Origin of the sequence: Natribaculum luteum (assembly GCF_023008545.1) — an archaeon.
GTDB classification, from domain to species: Archaea; Halobacteriota; Halobacteria; order Halobacteriales; family Natrialbaceae; genus Natribaculum; species Natribaculum luteum.
This window is the reverse complement of sequence record NZ_CP095397.1, coordinates 182809-202711: the sequence shown is the minus strand read 5'-3', so window position 1 is coordinate 202711 and position 19903 is coordinate 182809. Positions and strand designations below refer to the sequence as shown.

At 65.3% G+C, this 19903-nt stretch carries 21 protein-coding genes and 1 tRNA gene; 9 read left to right on the top strand and 13 right to left on the bottom strand.

What is annotated here, in order from left to right; all coding sequences use genetic code 11:
* Position 1: 1 nt before the first annotated feature.
* Positions 2-754, bottom strand: coding sequence for a proteasome subunit alpha (locus MU558_RS01115; RefSeq protein WP_246971209.1), 753 nt, complete (start codon positions 752-754; stop codon positions 2-4).
* Between the two features lie 210 nt (positions 755-964).
* Between MU558_RS01115 and MU558_RS01110 the strand changes: the two genes are divergently transcribed.
* Entirely contained in the window at positions 965-1993 is a 1029-nt protein-coding gene (locus MU558_RS01110) for an NAD(P)H-dependent flavin oxidoreductase (RefSeq protein ID WP_246971207.1), read from the top strand.
* Positions 1994-2029: 36 nt separating this feature from the next.
* Here the strand turns inward: MU558_RS01110 and MU558_RS01105 are convergent, their stop codons facing one another.
* The 5 genes from MU558_RS01105 to MU558_RS01085 form a co-directional block, all read right to left on the bottom strand.
* A complete protein-coding gene (locus MU558_RS01105) occupies positions 2030-2773 on the bottom strand; it encodes a beta-ketoacyl-ACP reductase (protein ID WP_246971206.1) in 744 nt (247 codons plus the stop codon).
* Positions 2774-2892: 119 nt separating this feature from the next.
* Entirely contained in the window at positions 2893-4260 is a 1368-nt protein-coding gene (phaC, locus tag MU558_RS01100; RefSeq protein WP_246971205.1) for a class III poly(R)-hydroxyalkanoic acid synthase subunit PhaC, read from the bottom strand.
* Positions 4257-4799: a poly(R)-hydroxyalkanoic acid synthase subunit PhaE gene (locus MU558_RS01095; protein ID WP_246971204.1), complete on the bottom strand. Its 543-nt coding sequence runs from the start codon at positions 4797-4799 to the stop codon at positions 4257-4259. The genes phaC and MU558_RS01095 overlap by 4 nt, the downstream gene beginning before the upstream one ends.
* Positions 4800-4838: 39 nt before the next feature.
* A complete protein-coding gene (locus MU558_RS01090; protein WP_246971203.1) occupies positions 4839-5324 on the bottom strand; it encodes a hypothetical protein in 486 nt (161 codons plus the stop codon).
* Between the two features lie 2 nt (positions 5325-5326).
* The gene (locus tag MU558_RS01085; RefSeq protein ID WP_246971202.1) at positions 5327-5641 is read right to left on the bottom strand and encodes an AbrB/MazE/SpoVT family DNA-binding domain-containing protein; all 315 of its coding nucleotides are present in this window, start codon (positions 5639-5641) and stop codon (positions 5327-5329) included.
* Between the two features lie 260 nt (positions 5642-5901).
* Between MU558_RS01085 and MU558_RS01080 the strand changes: the two genes are divergently transcribed.
* From MU558_RS01080 to cdd, 4 genes are all read left to right on the top strand, one after another.
* Positions 5902-6540: a MaoC family dehydratase gene (locus tag MU558_RS01080; protein WP_246971201.1), complete on the top strand. Its 639-nt coding sequence runs from the start codon at positions 5902-5904 to the stop codon at positions 6538-6540.
* Positions 6541-6606: 66 nt separating this feature from the next.
* On the top strand, positions 6607-7974 hold the full coding sequence (locus MU558_RS01075; protein ID WP_246971199.1) for a phosphohexomutase domain-containing protein: 1368 nt from the start codon (positions 6607-6609) through the stop codon (positions 7972-7974).
* Between the two features lie 49 nt (positions 7975-8023).
* Positions 8024-9193: a CaiB/BaiF CoA transferase family protein gene (locus MU558_RS01070; RefSeq protein WP_246971196.1), complete on the top strand. Its 1170-nt coding sequence runs from the start codon at positions 8024-8026 to the stop codon at positions 9191-9193.
* A gap of 20 nt (positions 9194-9213) precedes the next feature.
* Entirely contained in the window at positions 9214-9648 is a 435-nt protein-coding gene (cdd, locus tag MU558_RS01065) for a cytidine deaminase (RefSeq protein WP_322987026.1), read from the top strand.
* Between the two features lie 22 nt (positions 9649-9670).
* Here cdd and MU558_RS01060 read toward each other — a convergent pair whose 3' ends face one another.
* Both MU558_RS01060 and MU558_RS01055 read right to left on the bottom strand, forming a co-directional pair.
* Entirely contained in the window at positions 9671-10855 is a 1185-nt protein-coding gene (locus tag MU558_RS01060) for a hypothetical protein (protein ID WP_246971191.1), read from the bottom strand.
* Between the two features lie 133 nt (positions 10856-10988).
* On the bottom strand, positions 10989-11420 hold the full coding sequence (locus tag MU558_RS01055; RefSeq protein ID WP_246971188.1) for a DUF488 domain-containing protein: 432 nt from the start codon (positions 11418-11420) through the stop codon (positions 10989-10991).
* 59 nt (positions 11421-11479) lie between these two features.
* Between MU558_RS01055 and MU558_RS01050 the strand changes: the two genes are divergently transcribed.
* Complete coding sequence (locus tag MU558_RS01050; protein WP_246971186.1) at positions 11480-12301, top strand: nucleoside phosphorylase; 822 nt, start codon at positions 11480-11482, stop codon at positions 12299-12301.
* Here MU558_RS01050 and MU558_RS01045 read toward each other — a convergent pair whose 3' ends face one another.
* The gene (locus MU558_RS01045; protein WP_246971184.1) at positions 12302-13069 is read right to left on the bottom strand and encodes a mechanosensitive ion channel family protein; all 768 of its coding nucleotides are present in this window, start codon (positions 13067-13069) and stop codon (positions 12302-12304) included.
* Between the two features lies 1 nt (position 13070).
* On the bottom strand, positions 13071-13883 hold the full coding sequence (dacZ, locus tag MU558_RS01040; RefSeq protein WP_246971182.1) for a diadenylate cyclase DacZ: 813 nt from the start codon (positions 13881-13883) through the stop codon (positions 13071-13073).
* Between the two features lie 738 nt (positions 13884-14621).
* Between dacZ and MU558_RS01035 the strand changes: the two genes are divergently transcribed.
* Positions 14622-15374: an MBL fold metallo-hydrolase gene (locus tag MU558_RS01035; protein ID WP_246971180.1), complete on the top strand. Its 753-nt coding sequence runs from the start codon at positions 14622-14624 to the stop codon at positions 15372-15374.
* A gap of 569 nt (positions 15375-15943) precedes the next feature.
* Here the strand turns inward: MU558_RS01035 and MU558_RS01030 are convergent.
* Positions 15944-16028, bottom strand: a tRNA-Leu gene (locus tag MU558_RS01030).
* A 46-nt stretch (positions 16029-16074) separates the two neighbouring features.
* A complete protein-coding gene (locus MU558_RS01025) occupies positions 16075-16248 on the bottom strand; it encodes a hypothetical protein (RefSeq protein ID WP_246971177.1) in 174 nt (57 codons plus the stop codon).
* Between the two features lie 228 nt (positions 16249-16476).
* Between MU558_RS01025 and MU558_RS01020 the strand changes: the two genes are divergently transcribed.
* Complete coding sequence (locus tag MU558_RS01020; protein ID WP_246971175.1) at positions 16477-16785, top strand: transcription initiation factor IIB family protein; 309 nt, start codon at positions 16477-16479, stop codon at positions 16783-16785.
* Between the two features lie 143 nt (positions 16786-16928).
* Here MU558_RS01020 and MU558_RS01015 read toward each other — a convergent pair whose 3' ends face one another.
* Positions 16929-17420 carry a phosphopantetheine adenylyltransferase gene (locus tag MU558_RS01015; protein ID WP_246971173.1) on the bottom strand — a complete coding sequence of 164 codons (492 nt, stop codon included), beginning with the start codon at positions 17418-17420 and terminating at the stop codon, positions 16929-16931.
* Positions 17421-17618: 198 nt separating this feature from the next.
* On the opposite strand from MU558_RS01015, the gene MU558_RS01010 reads away from it, so the two are divergent.
* Entirely contained in the window at positions 17619-19874 is a 2256-nt protein-coding gene (locus MU558_RS01010) for an NADP-dependent malic enzyme (protein ID WP_246971171.1), read from the top strand.
* The last annotated feature ends 29 nt before the right edge of the window (positions 19875-19903 follow it).

Sequence of the window (19903 nt, the reverse complement as noted above, 5' to 3'; positions counted from 1 at the left end):
TTCAGGCCACCTCCTCGCTCGTTTCGGCGACCGCCGCTTCCGGGGTATCGAACGTCTCGAGGTCGACGCCGTCGTCCGTAACCGTCGCCAGGGTCGTGCCGTCGCCGCTCGCAGTGTCCCGTTCGGTCGCGCTGTAAACGACGCTACAGGCGAGAGAGCGAATCGCGGTCACTTCGAGGTCGGGTTCGTAGGCGTTTTCGAGAGCTCCGTAAGCCAGTTGCATACCACTGCCGCTTGCCGCGTACTCGGTGCGCATGACGCTGCCGCCACGACCGATCTGGTAGAGCGCCGGCGCGTCGTCGACGCCAGCGAGCACGAGTTCAAGTATCCGGTAGGGACCGCGTCGAACGAGGTCACCAGCGACCGTCGCCGCTGTCTCGACCGACGCTGGTCGGCCGTGGCGCAGTTTGTACAGCTGGAGGTCGGCACGCAGCCGTCGAACGAACGACTGAGCATCGCTTACGCTCCCCGCGAAGGCGACGGCCATCCGATCGTCGACGGGTTCGATCTTTCGAGCCCGCTGATTCGTCACGAACTGGCCGCCCAGGCTCGCACGCGTGTCGGCGGCGAGAACGGCGACGTCGGCACCGACGACACCGAGGATCGTGGTTCCGGTCTTGACGATCGCTCTCGAGTCGTCCGAGTTGGTCTGTCCATCTCTTCGGGCCGGAACGGCGAATCGATCTTCTCCTGCACTGGCGATCGATTCGACTGCGTTTCTGGCGACGGTGCGGTCGTGAACTCTTTGTCGCATCATCCGAGAGAAGGGTCTTCGACGGATTAACTGTTAGCTAAAATATATTTTAGTGACTGGGGCGTACGAACCCGGGCCAGCGCGTCGAGAGCGTCACCGAAAGACCAATACTTGGATAATTGAAACCATGAGCCGACCAATGATCACCGGCTCCTGTCCAGATCGCGTCTCTCGAATCAGTGTCAATCCCTTCTTCGTGAGGTGATCGACGTGACGCTCCGAACGCCCCTCTGTGACCGCCTCGAGATCGAGTACCCGATCGTCCAGGCACCGATCGGCAGCGCGACCTGTCCCGACCTCGCCGCGGCGGTGTCGAACGCCGGCGGACTCGGCCACCTCGCCGTCACCTGGCGCGACCTCGAGGAGACCGACCGGGTCGTCCGCGAGACCCGGGACCTGACCGACGAACCGTTCGCCGTCAACCTCGTGCTCGACGAGGCGACGACGGTCCACGACACGGCACGTCACCTCGAGGTCGTCCTCGAGGCCGGGGCGGAAATCGTCTCCTTCTCGTTCGGCGATCCGGAGCCGTACGTCGACGCCGTCCACGACGCCGGCGGCCTCGTCTGCCAGACCGTCGCCAGCGCGACGGCGGCGAGGCGAGCGGTCGAGGCGGACGTCGACGTCGTCGTCGCACAGGGACTCGAGGCCGGCGGTCACGTCGGCAGCGAGGTCGCGACCACGGCGCTCGTGCCACGAGTCGCGGACGCGGTCGACGTCCCGGTCGTCGCCGCAGGCGGCATCGCCGACGGGCGAGGGATCGCGGCGGCGCTCGCGCTCGGAGCCGACGGCGTCTGGCTCGGGACGCGGTTCGTCGCCACCGAGGAGGCAGTCGTCGCCGACCGATACCGCGAGCGCGTCCGCGAGAGCGACGAGACCGACACCCGGCTGACGACCGTCTTCGACAAGGGCTGGCCCGGCATGCCCCACCGCGTCCTCGAGAACGAGACCCTCGAGCGCTACGACGGGGCAGGGCGACCGCCGTCGGGCGACAGGCCGAGCGAGGACGACGTCGTCGCCACGACCGGGGAGGGCGAGTCGATCGAGCGATACGACGAGGCGCTGGCGACGCCCGACGTCTCGGGTGACGTCGACGCGATGGCGCTGTACGCCGGGCAGGGCGTCGGGCTGGCCGACGACGTCCCGTCCGCCGGCGACCTCGTCGACGACCTCGTCGCGGAGACGCTCGAGGCGAGCGAGCGGCTCTCGGCTCTCGCCGGTGGGGACAGCGGGGAGTGACAGAGTGTGGCGCTCGGCTAACTCGAACCGTCTCGTCTACAGGTCCATTCCGCCGTTGACGTCGATCACTTCGCCGGTGATGTACGACGACTCCTCGCTGGCGAGGAAGCGAACGACGCAGGCGATATCCTCGATCTCCGCCAGTCGCTCGAGGGGGACGCCCGCGACGATGCGCTCGAGGACCTTCTCCGGGACCGACTCGATCATGTCGGTCTTCGTGTAGCCCGGGGCGACGCAGTTGGCGGTCGACCCACCCTGTGCGAGCTCGAGTGCGATCGTTCGCGTGAAGCCGAACATGCCGCTTTTCGCGGCGGCGTAATTGGCCTGGCCGAAGTTGCCCTGTTTGCCGACGACGCTCGAGATGTTGATGAGCCGGCCCTCCTCGGCGTTCCAGATGTCGTCGTAGAACTCCTGGGTGCAGTTGAACATCCCGCCCAGGTTGACGTCGATGACGCGGTCCCACTCCTCGCGGGTCATGTCGACGAACTGGGTGTCGGCGGTGAGACCGGCGTTGTTCACGAGCACGTCGGCTGGGCCGAACGCCTCGTGGCAGACCTCCCGCATCCGCTCGACTTCGTCGCGATTCGTCACGTCGGCCTGAGCGGTGATGGCGTTCCCGCCGCTGTCTTCGATCGCCTCGACGGCGTCGTGTGCTGCACCCTCCGAGGAGCGGTAGTTTACGACGACGTTCGCTCCTTCGCTCCCGAGGTGCTCGGCGATTCCGCGTCCGATACCTCGTGCCGAACCAGTGATAACGCAGGTCCGTCCCTCCATAGACATGGTGTAAACACGTTGAACCTCCGACGATAAATAATGAACTATGGAGCGAACTACCATGATAATCTCCGGGCAGACAGCGAACCCCTGCGATCACGGCCAAAAGCGAAAATGGCGACAGTTTAGCGCTCGCTCGCCTGGTCGATCCAGTCTTCGATCCGACTCGGGGAGATACCGGTCTCGCTGGCGAGGTCGGCGACGTCCGCGGCCGCGAGGTCCGCGAAGGTCTCGATGCCCGCTGCGCGGAGGTCGTCGGCGTACGCCTCGCCGACGCCCGTGAGTTCGGTCAGGTCGTCGCTTTCCACGACGCCTGCACCGTTCGCTTCTGCCGTCTCCGCCGTCTCCGCCGACTCGAGGTCGTCGGCCGTTCCTGTCTCGGTTGCCGCGGCGTCGGTCTCGTCGTCGACCGTCGAACGCTCCTCGAACCACTCGCAGACGTCGGGCCAGAGTTCGGCGTGGCTGCGCGAGGAGACGGACATGCCGATGTGGCCGGTCGGAAACTCCATGATTTCCGTGTCCTCGCTCGGGATGGCCTCGTTGAACGGTTTCGAGGCACCCGGCGGGATGAGGTGGTCGTACTCGGCGACGATCTGGAGGACGGGCATGTCGATGTTCTCGACGTCGACGTGCTTGCCGTCGAGGTAGAGTTCGTTCTCGACCAGCTTGTTCTCCTGGTAGACGTCGCGGATGAACTGGTCGTAGGTCTCGCCGGCGACGTCGATGCCGTCGGCCAGCCACTTCTCCATCCGGGCGAAGTTCTCGACGAAGTCCTCGTCGTCCATGTTCTCGTAGAAGCGGACGTACTTCGTCAGGTTGTTCTGGACCGGGTCCATCAGCGCGAACCCGACGTCGAGAAACTCCGCGGGGACGTTGTCGAACGTCTCGGTGACCGTTTCGGGGTCGTAGTACTCCTCTGCGCCCCAGAGTTCGAGGACGCCACCCTCGCCCGTAAAGCACAGGCCGGCGGCCATCAGCCCGAGGTTGCGGACCTTCTCGGGGAACAACGCGGTGTACATCGCCGACATGGTGCCGCCCATACAGTAGCCCAGCACGTTGATCGCGTCCTGCCCGGACCGCTCGCGGACCACGTCGACGCAGTTGTCGATGTAGCGGGTGACGTAGTCGTCGAGCGTGAGCGATCGATCGAGTTCGGAGGGCTCGCCCCAGTCGATCAGGTAGACGTCGAACCCCTCCTCGAGTAACGTTTTGACGACCGATCGGTCGGGCTGGAGGTCGAGGATGTACGGCCGGTTGATCAGCGCGTAGACGATCAGGATGGGGACGTCGTGTTGCTCGTCGGTCTGGGCCTCGTAGTGTTTGAGGTGGAGTTTGTTCTCCTCGTAGACGACCTCGTGTGGCGTCTGCCCGACCTCGACTTCGTTCAGCGTCTCGCTCCGGTCCGGGGCGACCGACAGCTTTTCCGCCATCTCGGCAGCGCCCTCCCAGGCCTGCCGTTGCATGTCCATCGCGAGCGTGTACGGGGTCTTCATTCTTGGAGTTCCTCGAGAACGCGGTCGAGTTTTTGCTCGACGGCGTGCTGGCGGCGCTCGAGTTCGACCAGTCGGTCGCCGACCTCGACGACGTCACTCTCCGTGGCGAACCCGAGCGTGCGCAGGGTCGTCTCGGCAGCCTCGTCGGCCTGCTGCTGGGCTTCGAGGACGTCGCCGACGGTCTCGCCGGTCATCCTGGCGAACGCCGTCGTCGACATCACTTCCTTGAACGCCTCGTTGGCCGTGTTCAGCCAGATGTCGCGAAACTCCTCGAGGTCGACGTCCTCGCCCTCGACGACGTCGTTCATCCGTTCGACCATCTGCTGTGAGGCGTTCATCCAGGCGTCGTACGCGCGGGCGTAGCCTTCGACGCCCTCGGCCGCTTCGACGTCGTCGGCCGTCTCCTCGACCGCCTCGGACCAGCTCTCGACGAACTGGGCCTGGGCTTCCATGTTCTGCTCGAGTGCCTCGAGAAATTGTTCGTTCCACTGTTCGACCAACGCGTTCCAGTTTTGCGTCTGGGGCTGGGAGTCTGTCATTGGACAAAAATTGGGCTGCTAACGTGAAAAGGTTGGTCTCTACGCCGAGACGTCGAACTCGCCGGCGGCGTCCTCGACGCTCTCGGCGGTCTCTGCGACGCTCGACTCTACCTGCTCGTGGGCGTCGAGGTAGGCCTCGAACGAGGAGTCGACGATCTCGGCATAGCTGTCGGCGAACTCGTCGTAGGCCGTCCCGGACTCCTCGATCGCGTCGACGAGGGCCTCCATCGACTGGAGCTGGGTGTCGGTGGCCGCGTCGAACTGCTCGTCGATCATCTCACGCATCTCGTCGAAGTCGGCCGCGTCCTCGGGCATATTCGCTTCGAGGGCGTCGAAGTACGCGTGGACGGCGCCTTTCGTGAGTTCGGCGTTCTGCTCGACGAGCGACTCGGAGGCCGACACGGCGTCGGCGAACGCGCCGAACGAGGCCTTCTGGGCCTCGATCGCATCGTGAGTCAGGCTCTGGCTCTGTTCGATCGCGGTGCGCTGTGCTTCGAAAACGGGGGTAAACGGGTTCTGAGTCATGATTACTCCTGGTTGCGGGTTCGCTTGATCGGGACGACGATGGTCTGGACGATGTCTCCCTCTTCGATGTCGAGGGCTTCCCGTTCGGGTTCGGGAATGCTGATCCGGCCACCGCTCTGGACGCGGGCTTTGAACGTCGCGGTGCCCATGCTCATCGCCCCCAGGTTCGACAGGTTGTCGAACGGGGTCGTGGAACTGGCCTCCATCAGCTGTCTCATCATCTCCTGTTGCGATTCGGCGACCTGCTCGCCGGCTTCCTGCATCTGCTTCGTGAACATCGCAGGCAACCAGGGCACCTGGCCGGAGTCGTCCGTCATCGACAGAACCTACGTATCGAGTGCTAATAAGTGTTACCCATCTAATACCATCTGATGCCATAGAATGGTTTTACATGTCTGGATGAGGTAGCTCGAGACGCTGATGACCCGGAGCCCATTCGACTGCGGTTCGGTTCACCGGACGAATGCACGATCGGTGCGAACGCGCCAGACGTTGGCAAACAGCGGATTACCTCCGGTAAAACCGGTCTGGACCGACCAAAGGAATCATAACGACCACACACCTAGCCTGACAATACATGACACAGGAAAACTCCGGGGGGAGTAACATTTCCACTATGGCAGACGTATGGACGAAAATGGCCAGTACCTTCGTCCAGAGTGCGACCGCCGCAAACCGCGCTGCCGTCTCGGCGATGTTGCCGCCCCTCTCGACCCAGAACGGCTCGGAGCCCGACGCCGTCCCCGCCTCGATTCCGTCGGTCGAGTACTCCCGCCTCGACTGGGAGTTCGAACGCTCCGTCGACGATTCGGCCGAGATCAGCGTCGGCGACAGCGTCACCTTCGAGAAGACGCTCACCGACGAGGACGTTCGCGCGTTCGCGCAGGTCAGCGGCGACACGAACCGACTCCACCTCGACGAGGAGTTCGCCGCGAAGAGTCGCTTCGGCGAACGAATCGTCCACGGAACCCTGGTGTCGGGGCTCATCAGCGCCGCACTCGCTCGCCTTCCCGGATTGACCATCTACCTCTCACAGGACCTCGAGTTCCGCGGCCCCGTCGGTATCGGCGACCGCGTCTCCGCTCGCGTCGAGATCGTCGAAGACCTCGGAAACGACCAGTACCGACTCGAGACCCGTATCCACGACGAAACCGCCGACGCGACCGTCGTCGACGGCGAGGCCGTCGTCCTCATCGACGACCTGCCCGAGGAGTAGCGTCTCTCGAGCACCCACCGATTGCTGTCCGGTAGTATAAGTAGTTCCTCGGGTAAACCAGCGCGTATGACGCTGTTCGGGACGGCAGGAATCCGGGGCCCCGTCGAAGAGCAGGTGACGCCGGAGCTGGCACTCTCGGTCGGACAGGCCGCAGGCGTCGCCGGAGAGACGTTCGTCGTCGGCCGTGACGGCCGCGAGACGGGGCCGGCGCTCGCGGCGGCGATGGAGGCCGGTCTCGAGAGTACCGGGGCCGACGTTCGCCGACTCGGACAGGTCCCGACGCCCGCGCTCGCCTTTGCCTCGCAGGGGCGACACGGCGTGATGCTCACGGCGAGTCACAACCCGCCGGCGGACAACGGAATCAAGCTCTTCGTCGACGGCGTCGAGTACGACCGCGACGAGGAGGAGGCCGTCGAGGCCGCAGTCGGCGACTCCGAACTCGCCCCGTGGGACGAGTGGGGGCGTTCGGAACGCCTCGACGTGCTCGACGCCTACCGCGACGCCGTCGCGACGTACGTCCGCGACCGGTTCGGAACCGACGCGACCCCACTCTCGGGGCTGTCGGTCGCCGTCGACTGCGGGACCGGCGTCGGCGCACTCGCGACTCCGCAGGTCCTCGAGTCGCTCGGTGCCGAGGTGGTCGCGCTGAACGCGACCGTCGACGGCCACTTCCCCGCTCGAGAGAGCAAGCCGACGCCCGAGACGCTGACCGACCTCGCTGCTTTCCTCGCCGACGGGGCGTTCGACCTCGGGCTGGCCCACGACGGCGACGCCGATCGCCTGGTCGTCCTCGACGGCGACGGCGACGTGATCCACGAGGACACGATCCTCGCTGTCGTCGCCGCCTCCTACGTCCGGACGGCCGCCGTCGCGGACCCGGTCGTCGTCACCACGCCCAACGCCTCGGCCCGGATCGACGAACTGGTTCGCGACGCCGGCGGACGCGTCGAACGGGTGCGACTCGGCGCACTCCACGAGGGGATCGCTCGAGAGCGCGAACGCGGCGACGCGGACACCGAGGTCGTCTTCGCGGCCGAACCCTGGAAACACGTCCACCCCGCCTTCGGCGGCTGGATCGACGGCATCGCCAGCGCCGCACTCGTCGCCGCGCTCGTCGTCGAGGCGGGCGGCACCGACGCCCTCCGCGAGCCCGTGACCGAACGCCCCTACCGCAAGGTGAGCGTCGACTGCCCCGACGAGGCGAAAGAAACCGTGATGGCGCGCCTCGAGACGGCGCTCCCCGAGGCTTTCCCCGGGGCGGCGGTCGACACTGACTACGGCGTCCGACTCGAGTTCGACGACGCCGCCTGGACGCTCGTCCGCCCCAGCGGGACCGAACCCTACGTCCGGATCTACGCCGAGAGCGACGACGTCGACCAGTTGATCGCAGACGTCAGCGAGGTCGTCGAGGCGGCGATCGACGAGGAGCGGTGAGACTCGACTGGCTACCGACATTTTAGTGCTCCCGACGTGTCTCGAGGGTATGCGACTCGACGACGTGTGCGTACTCGACCTCACGCGCCTGCTGCCGGGACCGTACGCGACCCAGTTGCTCGCCGACTGCGGCGCGGACGTGATCAAGATCGAGGACCCCGACACGGGCGACTACGCCCGCGACCTCCCGCCGCGGACGGACTCGGGCGTCGGCGCGGTGTTCGCTGCGGTCAACCGTGGCAAGCGAAGCGTGACGCTCGACCTGAAAAGCGACACTGGCCGGGACGCCCTTTACCGCATGCTAGCGCAGGCAGACGTCCTGGTCGAGAGCTTCCGTCCGGGCGTGACCGAGCGCCTCGGGATCGACTACGAGACGGTCGGCGAGCACAATCCGGGACTGGTCTACTGCTCGCTGACCGGCTACGGGCGCGAGGGGCCGCACCGCGACCGGGCCGGCCACGACCTGAACTACGTCGGTCTCGCCGGGCTGCTGGACATGACCCGGGCGGACGCCGACGAAGCGCCGCGGATTCCCGGCTACCCGATCGCGGACATGGCCGGCGGGCTGACCGCCGCCTTCGGTATCGTCTCCGCACTGCTCTCGCGGGAACTCGGCGACGGCACCGGAACCCACCTCGACCTCTCGCTTTCCGATGCCGTCCTGTCGTTCTCGCAGGTCGTGACCCTGCCGGCCGCCCTCGGCGACGACCCCCGACCGGGCGAGACGCCACTGACCGGCGCGCTCCCCTGGTACGACGTCTACGAAACCGCCGACGGCCGGTACGTCACGTTCGCGGCGCTCGAGCGGAAGTTCTGGACGGCGTTCTGTCGCGCCGTCGACCGCCCCGACCTCGAGTCGACCCACGGAACCGACGACCCCGCCGAGCGGGCGGTGCTCCGGGAAGAACTCGAGGAACTGTTCGCGAGTCGAACCCGCGAGGAGTGGGTCGCTCTCGACGACCCCGAAATCCCAGTCGAGCCAGTGTTGACGCCGCGGGAGGCGCTCGAGCACCCGCAGTACGAGACGCGGGGAACGGTACGACGGGAAGCGCCGCCAGGGATCGAGTCGCCGGTCGACGCCAACGGTACACCGGATCGCTCCGCGCTTCCCTGCCACGGATCCCACACCGCCGAGGTCCTCGCCGAGTTCGGGTTCGCAGACGAGGAGATCGATCGCCTGCTCGAGTCGACGGGCGGCAGTAGCGACCGACGCGACTAGGTCCGGCGGACGGTGGTTTCTTGCACGCCGTCGACCTATCGCTCGCCATGGACGACGACCGATCTTCCGTCGACGACCTCGTCGAGACGGCCCGCGACGTACAGGACCGCGCACACGTTCCGTACTCCGGGTACCGCGTCGGAGCAGCCCTCGAGACCGCCGACGGCGAGGTGTTCGTCGGCTGCAACCTCGAGAACGCGAACTTCAGTAACAGCCTCCACGCCGAGGAGGTGGCGATCGCCGAGGCGGTCAAGGAGGGACATCGCGACTTTTCGCGGATCGCCGTCAGCTCCGACCGCCGCGACGGGGTCACGCCCTGTGGGATGTGTCGCCAGACGCTCACGGAGTTTTGCGATCCGGACCTCCTCGTGCTCTGTGACGAGGGCGATTCGGTCAGCGAGTACACGCTCGGCGAACTGTTGCCCAACACGATCACGGAAGCGACCCTCGAGTAACGCGACGGCACGGCGTTCGTCGCTACCCGCTGTCGGTTTCGGGTGCGGGGAGCATCACGCGCTCTGTCGTGACGACCTCGCCGTCGAAGATGACTTCCACCTCGAGTTCTCCGTCGCTTTCCCGGTGGACCCGCTCGACGTCCTCGTCGGACAGGCCGACGACGGTCACACCGGACCGGCCGGGTTCGATCACGATCGCCTCGACCGTGACGAATTCGCCGTCGCCGGCCACGAGTCTGGTGGCGAACTCGCTGGGGGCGTCGCCCTCGTTCGCGATCACGGTGACGATCCGGACCTGGCTCTCGGTTCCACTCTCTCTTCCCGTCGCGTCGGTGGGAACGTCGATGGTGGGTTCGCCGTTCGGCGGCACGACCTCGACCTGCCGAAGCGACGGCGTGGGCTCGGTTTCGATCGTGTACGTCGTCCGATCGACCGTCACACCCGTCAGCGCCGACAACTCAACCTCGTACGTCCCGGCTCGCAGGGGCGCGTCGAATCGCCAGTCCTCGAGTTCGACCGTGGCCGTTCCGTCCCGCAGATCCTCGTCCGTGAGCCGCTCGACTGCCGTCGTCCCGTCGGGCGCGGTCACCGTCAGGCGAAGCTCCGTCGGTTCGCCCTCGACGACGACGACCAGCCCCGTCCCGTCGGTCTCGTAGCTCGATCGCCGATCGATGACGTCGGCCTCGACGTCCGAGATCGAGGCGGAACTCGCGGCGATGGTCACGTACGCGCCGCCCACTGCCGACCCGAGCACGAGGACGGCGACGAGGCCGACGGCGACGGTCAGCGGTGCGGGACGCCAGCCGTCCCGCCGTGTGAACCGTTCGACTCCTCGCAGGAGTGCCACGGCCACGACGCCACCGATCGTGTACAGCGCCGCGTACGCTCCGAGATCCTCGAACTCCCCGAAGAGGTATCGAAAGCCACCGGGGTGTTGTCCCACCGTGAATCCCACGAATACCACTCCGACGGCCCCGATCCACGGGAGGACGAGCGACGCGACCAGGAAGTTCGCGCGGTCTATCTCCCGCGCTTCGAGGAGTACCCACGTGAGGAGGGCGAACGCGGCCGCACCGAGAGACGCGAACTGACGGCCCGTCAGGTAGAGCGCGAGCACGTCGTGTATCGCCAGGGCGACGGCGATCGGGAGCGCCATCCCGACGACGAAGATGGCGGCGACCGCGGGGAAGTCCTCGTCCGTTCTCATCGATCACTGTTTTTCATTCCACACTGCCGTCAAAAAAACTATCTGACCGACCCGACTCGGTCCGTGTACCCGACCTACTCCCGCTCACGCGAGTACTCAACTCGAGTCGCGCGTCCGCGCCGGACCGGTCCGTCTACGGGTCCTCCTCGAGGACGTCTCGCAGAATCGTCCGGTGACACCGCTTCTTGTCGGTGTTCTCGTAGCAGACCAGCGCCAGCGACTCGCCCGCCTCGAGCCGTTCCTCGAGGGCCGCGATCGCCGCCGTTGCCTCGGGCGATTCTGCGAGGTGCCGGCGGTACCGATCCTCGAAGTCGGCCCGGTGCCAGGCGGCGTTGTGTGCCCCCTCCTCGCAGATCCCCTGCATCTTCAGGTCCTCCTCGGCGGCGCGGACGTCCTCGAGCAACGCCGCGGGGGGGCCGAGTTCGGGGACGTTCTCGTCGACGGCCGCGTGAAACCACGACGTCGGTCGCCGGACGACGCCGACGAGCGTCGCCGTCGGGTCGACGTCCGCCCGATCGTGCTGGAGGGCGGCGACGTACGTGTCCTCGAGCGTTCCCTTCGCCATGATCGGACCTACGGCTGCCCTACATTTATATACGGTCCCGAACCGAATCCGACTGCCGAATGCCGGGCGACAGTGAAGACCCGAACGCCGACGTACAGTACCACCTCGAGATCGCTCCGGGCGACGTCGCCGATACCGTCCTCCTGCCGGGAAACCCCGAACGCGTCGAGAAGATCGTCGACTGCTGGGACGAGGGTGAGGTTCGCGCCCACCACCGGGAGTATCGAACGGCGACCGGAACCTACGAGGGGACGCCGATCTCGGTCACGTCCACGGGGATCGGCAGCCCGTCGGCCGCGATCGCGGTCGAGGAACTCGCCCGCGTGGGCGTCGACACGCTGATTCGCGTCGGTTCCTGTGGTGCGATCCAGCCGGAGATGGCCGTCGGCGACCTCGTCATCACGACCGGAGCCGTCCGCCAGGAGGGGACCAGCGACGAGTACGTCCGCGAAGACTACCCCGCCGTCGCCGACCACGAGGTCGTCTGTGCGCTCGTCGCCGCCGCCGAACGGCTGGGATACGACTACCACACCGGGATCACGACGAGTACGGACTCCTTCTACGCTGGCCAGGGACGGCCCGGCTTCGACGGCTTCGAGGCCGCTGATTCCGAGCGACTGCTCGACGAGCTGCGGGAGGCGAACGTCGCGAACGTGGAGATGGAAGCCAGCGCCATTCTCACGCTCGCGAACCTCTACGGGCTTCGGGCCGGTGCAGTCTGTACCGTCTACGCCAACCGGGTGACCGGCGAGTTCCGCACCGAAGGCGAGACGCGAGCCGTCGAGACCGCCTCGCTCGCGACGCGCCTGCTCGCGAAGATGGACGCGAAAAAGCGTGCGGCCGGCGTCGACCTGTGGCACGCCGGTCTCACGCTCGACTGATCAGTCCCGGATCCGGGTGATTCCCTCGTCGAACACCTGCCGGTTCGGGATGACGTACTCCTCGGAGTCGGACTCGACTTTCGTCACGAAGAGGTCGACCTCCTGGACGATTCCCGCCCGATCGCCGATCCGTACTCGATCCCCGATGCTGTAGGGTTGTTCGAGCAGCAGGTAGATCCCGACCGCACTCGAGACGAGGAAGTCTTTGAACGCGAACGCGCCGACGATGACGACGCCGGCGGCGTACACCGTAAGCAGGATCATCAGCGCGAGAACCCGAACGCCCACCTGCGAGAGGGCGATGAGGAAGGTGACGTACAGCACGGAGTACTTCACCGCCTTCGGAATGATCGATACCTCCGGCAGTTTGACGCCCCGGAGGTACTCGCTGACGACGAGTTCCGACTTGTCGGCGACGATGAAACCGATGATGAGGACGAAGACGGCGATGAAAACGTGTGGGATGTACTCGGTGACGCGCAGCCAGAACGCGTTCGTATCGAGCAGCTGGGCGATGTGGACGGCCGTGAGCACGGCGATGCCGTAGATGAACCACGAACTCAGTCGCGCGACGATTTCGACCGTCGAGGTTCCGAGCGACTGTGCCGTCCGTTCGAACGGCGTCCCCTCGACGGCCTCCGGGACGCCCGCTGCACTCAACAGCTCCTTGTTCAGTCGGCCGACGAGATACCCGATGACGAACCCGAGCGCCAACACTGCGGTCGCTATGATCGCCGGCTCGTCGACCAGAGCCTGCACGTCTACCATGTCAGTATGCCTCCGGATCGACCTCCAGAATCAGCTCTCCGCCTTTGAACGCCCGTACCAGTCCGTCGCTCTCCGAGAGGACGATCGCGATCGCGTTCGTGTCCCGGGTAATCGCCCCGCCGGCCATGTGGCGCGCGCCGAGGCCCTTCGGGATGTCGACGCCTTCCGCCGACGGCTCGAGGTACCGGTAGGCCGAAACGATCTTCCCCGAGTCAGAGATGACGAACGCGCCGTCGAGCCGCGAGAACTCCTTTAGCATGACGTTCACGATCGGGTCGCCGACGTGGACGTGGGACTTCTCGAAGGGGTTGTACGACAGCGGTCGAGACTTGTTCATCACTTTCCCCGCGTCGCCGACCACGAACAGCGCGCCGACGGGCTTGCCCTTCTGTCCTTTCTTTCCCAGTTCGATCGCCAACTCGAGGACCGACCGGATCACCTCGGGATCGGCTCGCGACCTGGCGAACAGGTCGTAGATTCCGGTGTGTGCGTCTGCGTCGGCTCTCACGCGCGAGACGGTGTCGATCCCGTCGTCGAAGACGCTCGTCGCACACACCAGCACGTCACCGTCTTCGATGACGCCATCGTCGATCCCACCCTCGAGTCCGAACCGGACCCGGTCGGTGATGTCTGCGAACTCGAGTGGTAACTCGACGAACGTCTCGGCCCCGACGGTGTTCTCCGTCCCGATGACGATCACATCGAGGTCCTCGAGGTCTTCGAACCGCTCGTAGTACGATCCACTCGGTGAGAAGAGGACGACGCCGTCGATTCCCGAAAAAAGATCTCCAAACACGTCGTCTAGCCCGGCCATTGATACTACAACCCGTTCGCGTGTGAATAAGCGTTGTGGACCCGTCAGACGAGTGTCCGCCAGTCGTTCTCGTGGTTTCTTCGACTGACGATCGTATCCTCGTCCAGCCTGGACCTTCGGCAGATCGACGTCCTCGAGGACGTCGTCCGCTCGTGGTTGCACAGACCCCGGCCCTTGACGTCCTCCGCACGGCTAACGCCGTGGGATTCCTCCGTGGGTATCACGGCCCGCATACGCGGGCTCCACCCCGGCTGTGAACTTGCGGGTTCACTGACGCGCCTTCAGCCCTCACACGGAGGGTTGTGGTGGTCTTGGGTATCTGCTCGGCGTAGCCCTCCCGAGGAGGGAGTGGCTCCCAGCGGCGTCCAGCGCACTGGGCAGTGGGCCGCGCCATCGGCCTGACCCTCGATTCAAACCACGAGTGAGGGTCGTCGAGTGGCATGCCAACCACACTGCTGGTTGGGCTGCGAAGGGTGTGTTTGTGTGTAGGAGTGTGAGACCTACTCGTAGCCATGGTGAGCGTGAGCGGGTTCCCCGCAGCAGCATGCCGCATGCCTCTGTCGAATAACGTGGAGATTCGTCTTAAACCTTTCAGATTGCGTGGGTGATTCGGGGGAGTCGTGTCGCGTGGTTTGATGCAGTAGTGACGGCTTCATCCCACGAGTAAACTCATGGGCTTTCGCCTGTATATCGTGTAACGTCGAGAACAACTATATGTTCGATATTCGTACTGACAGTATGAGCACATCGACGGCCGACGATCGCCCCGAGTCGACGGATCGCGAGGTGGCCGATGGCGTCTACCGATTCGGCACGCGTCGAATCAACTGGTACGTCCTCGAGGCGGACGACGGGTTGACCGTCGTCGACGCGGGCCTCCCGGCGCACTGGCCGCAGCTCGGCGACTGGCTCGCCGAAAACGGCTACGAGTTCGACGACGTCGCCGCCCTCGTGTTGACTCACGCGGACGCCGACCACGTCGGCTTCGCCAGCGATCTGGTCGACCGGAACGTGCCCGTCTACTGCCATCCGGACGACCTGCCTCTCCTTCGCGGCCAGCCACAGGGCGCCCCCGGATGGTTCTACCGAAACCTCTGGCGGCCCGGGTTCTTCGTGTACGCCGTCGAGATGATCCGCGACGGCGTCACGGCCGTCGAACCGCTCGCCGACGCCGAGCCACTCGCCGACGGGGACGTCCTCCCCGTGCCCGGCGAACCGCGCGTGATCTTTGCCCCCGGTCACACCCGCGGGTCGTGCGCGCTGTACGTCGAGAACCGCGACGTCCTGTTCTGTGGCGACGTGCTCGCGACGCGGAACATCTTCACCGGCCGGGAGGGAGATCCGCAGCTACTCGGTTCCGCCGACGAGGACCACGACGAAGCCAGGGCGTCGCTCACCCGACTCGAGGGGCTGGGTTCGGTGACGCTCCTGCCCGGCCACGGAAATCCGTGGCGTGGCGAGATCGACGCGGCACTCTCCCTCGCGCGCTGACTGGCTCGCGTGTCGGCCCTGGCCACCGGTCGGCTCGACTCGTCCTCTCTCCCCGCGACTCTTCGAACACTGCCCGATGGAGTGTCTACTGACCGTCGTCCGGCAGCACGGGTGGTGGCCGTCCTCGAGGGATCGCCGTGTGAGTGATACTGCTGGACAACACGGTTCATAATGACTGCTGTAACTGTTTTCCGGAGCAACCGCCAGACTGCTCGCGGTTGCTCCGGTGATGACTTACAGCAGGCGTTATCAGACATCGATCGCACTCGAGACGCAGTCGTCAGCGACGACAGCCGTCGAGACGCGATCGAGTAGTCACTGACTGGTGTCCAGTAGTATGAGCAACCGGGGAGATTGGAACGTCGTTGATCGAGCGCTTTGGTCCGGTAAAAGCGGATGTTGCTGAGACCGAATTCTCCGCTCACGGAGTTGTTCGCGGAGAATGCGCGGGACCGGATTCGAACCGAAGCGAGACATTCCTGCTCGGGCTACGGCCCTGCGCGGGCTGTGACTTGCAGGGTTCGAATCCGCTGACCGAATTCTCCGCTCACGGAATTGTTCGCGGAGAATGCGCGGGACCGGATTCGAACCGGCGGACCCCTACGGGACAGCGTCCTAAGCGCTGCGCCGTTGGCCTGGCTTGGCTACCCGCGCGCAGTTTCCGATTCCCGCGAGTCCAGTAAGTACCTGTCGGTCCCGATCACTCGTGGGTCACCGGCTCTTCCGGCGACCAGTCCAGTGGGACGATGAAGGTCACGTGTTCGTCACCACGCGACTGGTGGAGCTCCGCCGCCTGCTCGGCCAGTGCGCGATCCCGGTACGGCATCTCGAGGCCACACCCGGTACAGACGAGTTTGCAGGTTGGTTCGCTCATTGACAACTGACGCCGAACCGTCGGGCGGCCGGAGTCTAGCTACACGTCGCGTTCCTCCTCAATTAGTAATCGCGACCTAGTAGAATCGCTGGAAGACGACCGTATTCCCGATCGTTCGTAGTTGAATGTTGGATCACGTAGCGTACTGTTGTCCGAACTGTTTTCGACCCCCGCAGTCGTCCACTCTCCGGCCGTGCCTTTAAACCGGATGAGCGGGTACTCGACGGTATGTACAGCGCTCGAGAGCGCGTCAAATACGACGACTGGCTGACGGAACTCGAACAGGTTGCCGACAGACTCGAGCTGTCGTCCGAGGCGCGATCGTGTGCGGTCGATCTCTTCCTCGCCGACGTGCCGGACGCCGACCGATCGAAACGGGCTGCGCTCGCGGCCAGCGTCTACGCCGGGGCGCTCGTCGCTGGCGACGGTCGGACGCAAGGCGAGGTCGCCGACGCCGCGGACGTCTCCCGACTGTCGATCCAGCAGCGGTGGAAAGATCTCCTCGAGATCGCCGGGCTCGAGCCACCGCAGTGGTGACTGCGGCCTCGTCGGCGGTGACGGTCGACGTAAGACGTTACTACGACATCGAAATCCAGTAAAATCGTCTGAAGTCGACGAAGACGTACCGTTACACGCGTATAGGCGGTCTGTGACGGTCGATTTCCGTGACAGTCACGCGCTCAGGTGCGCGTCTTCTCGCGACCGTCGCGATCCGGCGTGAGGGCACCGTGCTCGTCGATCTCTCCCTGAACGATGCGCGTACTCGAGATGATGTCGCCGTCTTCGGCGAGGACGTGCGGAACGACGACGATCTCGAGCGGATCGTGTCCCCGTTCGCGCCGGAGTTCGTTGATTCGCTTGCCGCCGTCGACTGTCTCGGGTGAGACGATCAGGTAGTCGAACTGCGGTTCGGTCGCGATTCCAGTCGGTTCCGAGAGCGTTCGGACCTCGAACTCCTGGTCGTGTTCGGCCGCGTACTGTTCGAGTTCCGACTCGAGGTCACGCTTTCGTTCGTCGTACGATCTGACGTACCGGTCGACGTGACGAGTCTTCGGCGCGAGCTCGTCGCTCGTCAGGCCGACGGTTACGTCTCCGAGTTCGAACGCCCGTTCGAACAACCGCCTGTGACCGTCGTGAACGGGGTCGAACGTCCCACCGAGCGCGACGTCCATACGTCACCACACTGTCGCGGTGCGTATAAAAGAGTCGAATCAGGAACGTGACTGGGAGACGACACGCCAGAACCCAGCTGTTCTGGCTCCTGGCCTGCACCACCACGACACCAGGTACCGTGGTAACGACTGTGGTTTCGACGATTGTCTACTGTTGCTTTCACATCGTTTTTGTACTCCCCCACAGTGGCTCTACGCATGGGATTAGACGAGGACGCGTTGGAGTACCACCGCATCGATCCTCCAGGAAAGATCGAGATTTCGACGACGAAACCGACGAATACACAGCGCGACCTCTCGCTCGCGTACTCGCCCGGCGTCGCCACGCCGTGTATGGAAATCCACGAGGACGAGACGGAAGCGTTCACCTACACCGCAAAGGGGAACCTCGTGGGTGTCGTCTCGAACGGGTCGGCGGTGCTCGGACTCGGCGACATCGGTGCACAGGCGTCGAAGCCGGTGATGGAAGGGAAAGGCGTCCTGTTCAAGCGCTTTGCCGACATCGACGTGTTCGACGTCGAACTCGACGAGGCCGACCCGAACAAGATCGTCGAGGCGGTGAAGATGATGGAACCGACTTTCGGCGGGATCAATTTAGAGGACATCAAAGCGCCCGAGTGTTTCACCGTCGAGGAGCGCCTGCGCGAGGAGATGGACATTCCGGTCTTCCACGACGACCAGCACGGCACCGCCATCATCTCCGGGGCGGCGCTTCTCAACGCCGCCGACGTCGCCGGGAAAGACCTCGAGGACCTCGAGATCGTTTTCTCCGGCGCGGGCGCGAGCGCGCTCGCCACGGCTCGCTTCTACGTCTCGCTCGGGGCGAGAAAGGAGAACATCACGATGTGTGACTCCTCGGGAATCATCACCCGAGAACGCGCTCGTGCTGGCGACGTCAACGAGTACAAACGCGAGTTCGCCCGCGACGTGCCCGAGGGCGACCTCGGCGACGCGATGGAGGGGGCGGACGTCTTCGTCGGCCTCTCTGTCGGCGGCATCGTCAGCCAGGAGATGGTCGCCTCGATGGGCGAAAACCCGATCATCTTCGCGATGGCCAACCCTGACCCCGAGATCGGCTACCACGAGGCCAAGGAGGCCCGTGACGACGACGTCATCATGGCGACCGGTCGATCGGACTACCCGAACCAGGTCAACAACGTCCTCGGGTTCCCGTTTATCTTCCGTGGCGCGCTCGACGTGCGCGCGACGGAGATCAACGAGGAGATGAAAGTCGCCGCCGCCCGGGCGCTCGCCGACCTCGCGCGGGAGGACGTCCCCGACGCGGTCGTCAAAGCCTACGGCGACGAACCCCTCCAGTTCGGTCCCGACTACATCATCCCGAAACCGGTCGACCCGCGCGTGCTGTTCCGCGTCGCCCCCGCCGTCGCCCAGGCGGCGATCGACTCCGGTGCCGCCCGCGTCGACCTCGAGGTCGACGAGTACGAGGAGCAACTCGAGGCTCGCCTGGGCAAGTCCCGCGAGATGATGCGGGTCGTGCTCAACAAGGCCAAGAGCGAACCCAAGCGCATCGCGCTCGCGGAGGGCGACGACGAGAAGATGATCCGCGCTGCCTACCAGCTCCAGGAACAGGGGATCGCTCACCCCGTTCTCATCGGCGACGAAGACGAGATCAAACGGGCCGCGGCGAACCTGGGGCTCGATTTCACCCCGTCCGTCGCCGATCCCGCGGCCGGCGACTACGAGGAGTACGCCGATCGACTGTACGAACTGCGCCAGCGCAAGGGGATCACGCGCTCCGAGGCGGAGGAACTCGTCCGCAGGGACACCAACTACTTCGGGAGCGTGATGGTCGAGCAAGGTGACGCGGACGCGCTGTTGACGGGGCTGACCCACCACTACCCGTCGGCGCTGCGGCCGCCGCTGCAGGTGATCGGGACGGAACCCGACGCGAACTACGCCGCCGGCGTCTACCTGCTCACGTTCAAGAATCGCGTGATCTTCGTGGCAGACGCGACGGTCAACCAGTCGCCTGACGAGGACGTGCTGGCCGAGGTGACCAAACAGACCGCAAAGCTTGCCCGCCGGTTCAACGTCGAGCCGCGTGCGGCCCTGCTCTCGTACTCGAACTTCGGCAGCGTCGACAACGAGGGCACCCGCAAGCCCCGCCGGGCGGCCTCGATGCTCCAGGACGACCCCGAGGTCGACTTCCCCGTCGACGGCGAGATGCAGGCCGACACCGCCGTCGTCGAGGACATCCTCACCGGGACCTACGAGTTCTCCGAACTCGAGGAGCCCGCCAACGTGCTCGTCTTCCCGAACCTCGAGGCGGGCAACATCGGCTACAAACTGCTCCAGCGGCTGGGCGGTGCCGAGGCGATCGGCCCGATGCTCGTGGGAATGGACAAGCCCGTCCACGTCCTCCAGCGCGGCGACGAGGTCAAAGACATCGTCAACCTCGCGGGCGTGGCGGTCGTCGACGCCCAGAAGGAGTAACCACCAGCACCTCCAGCGCCACCAGCGCG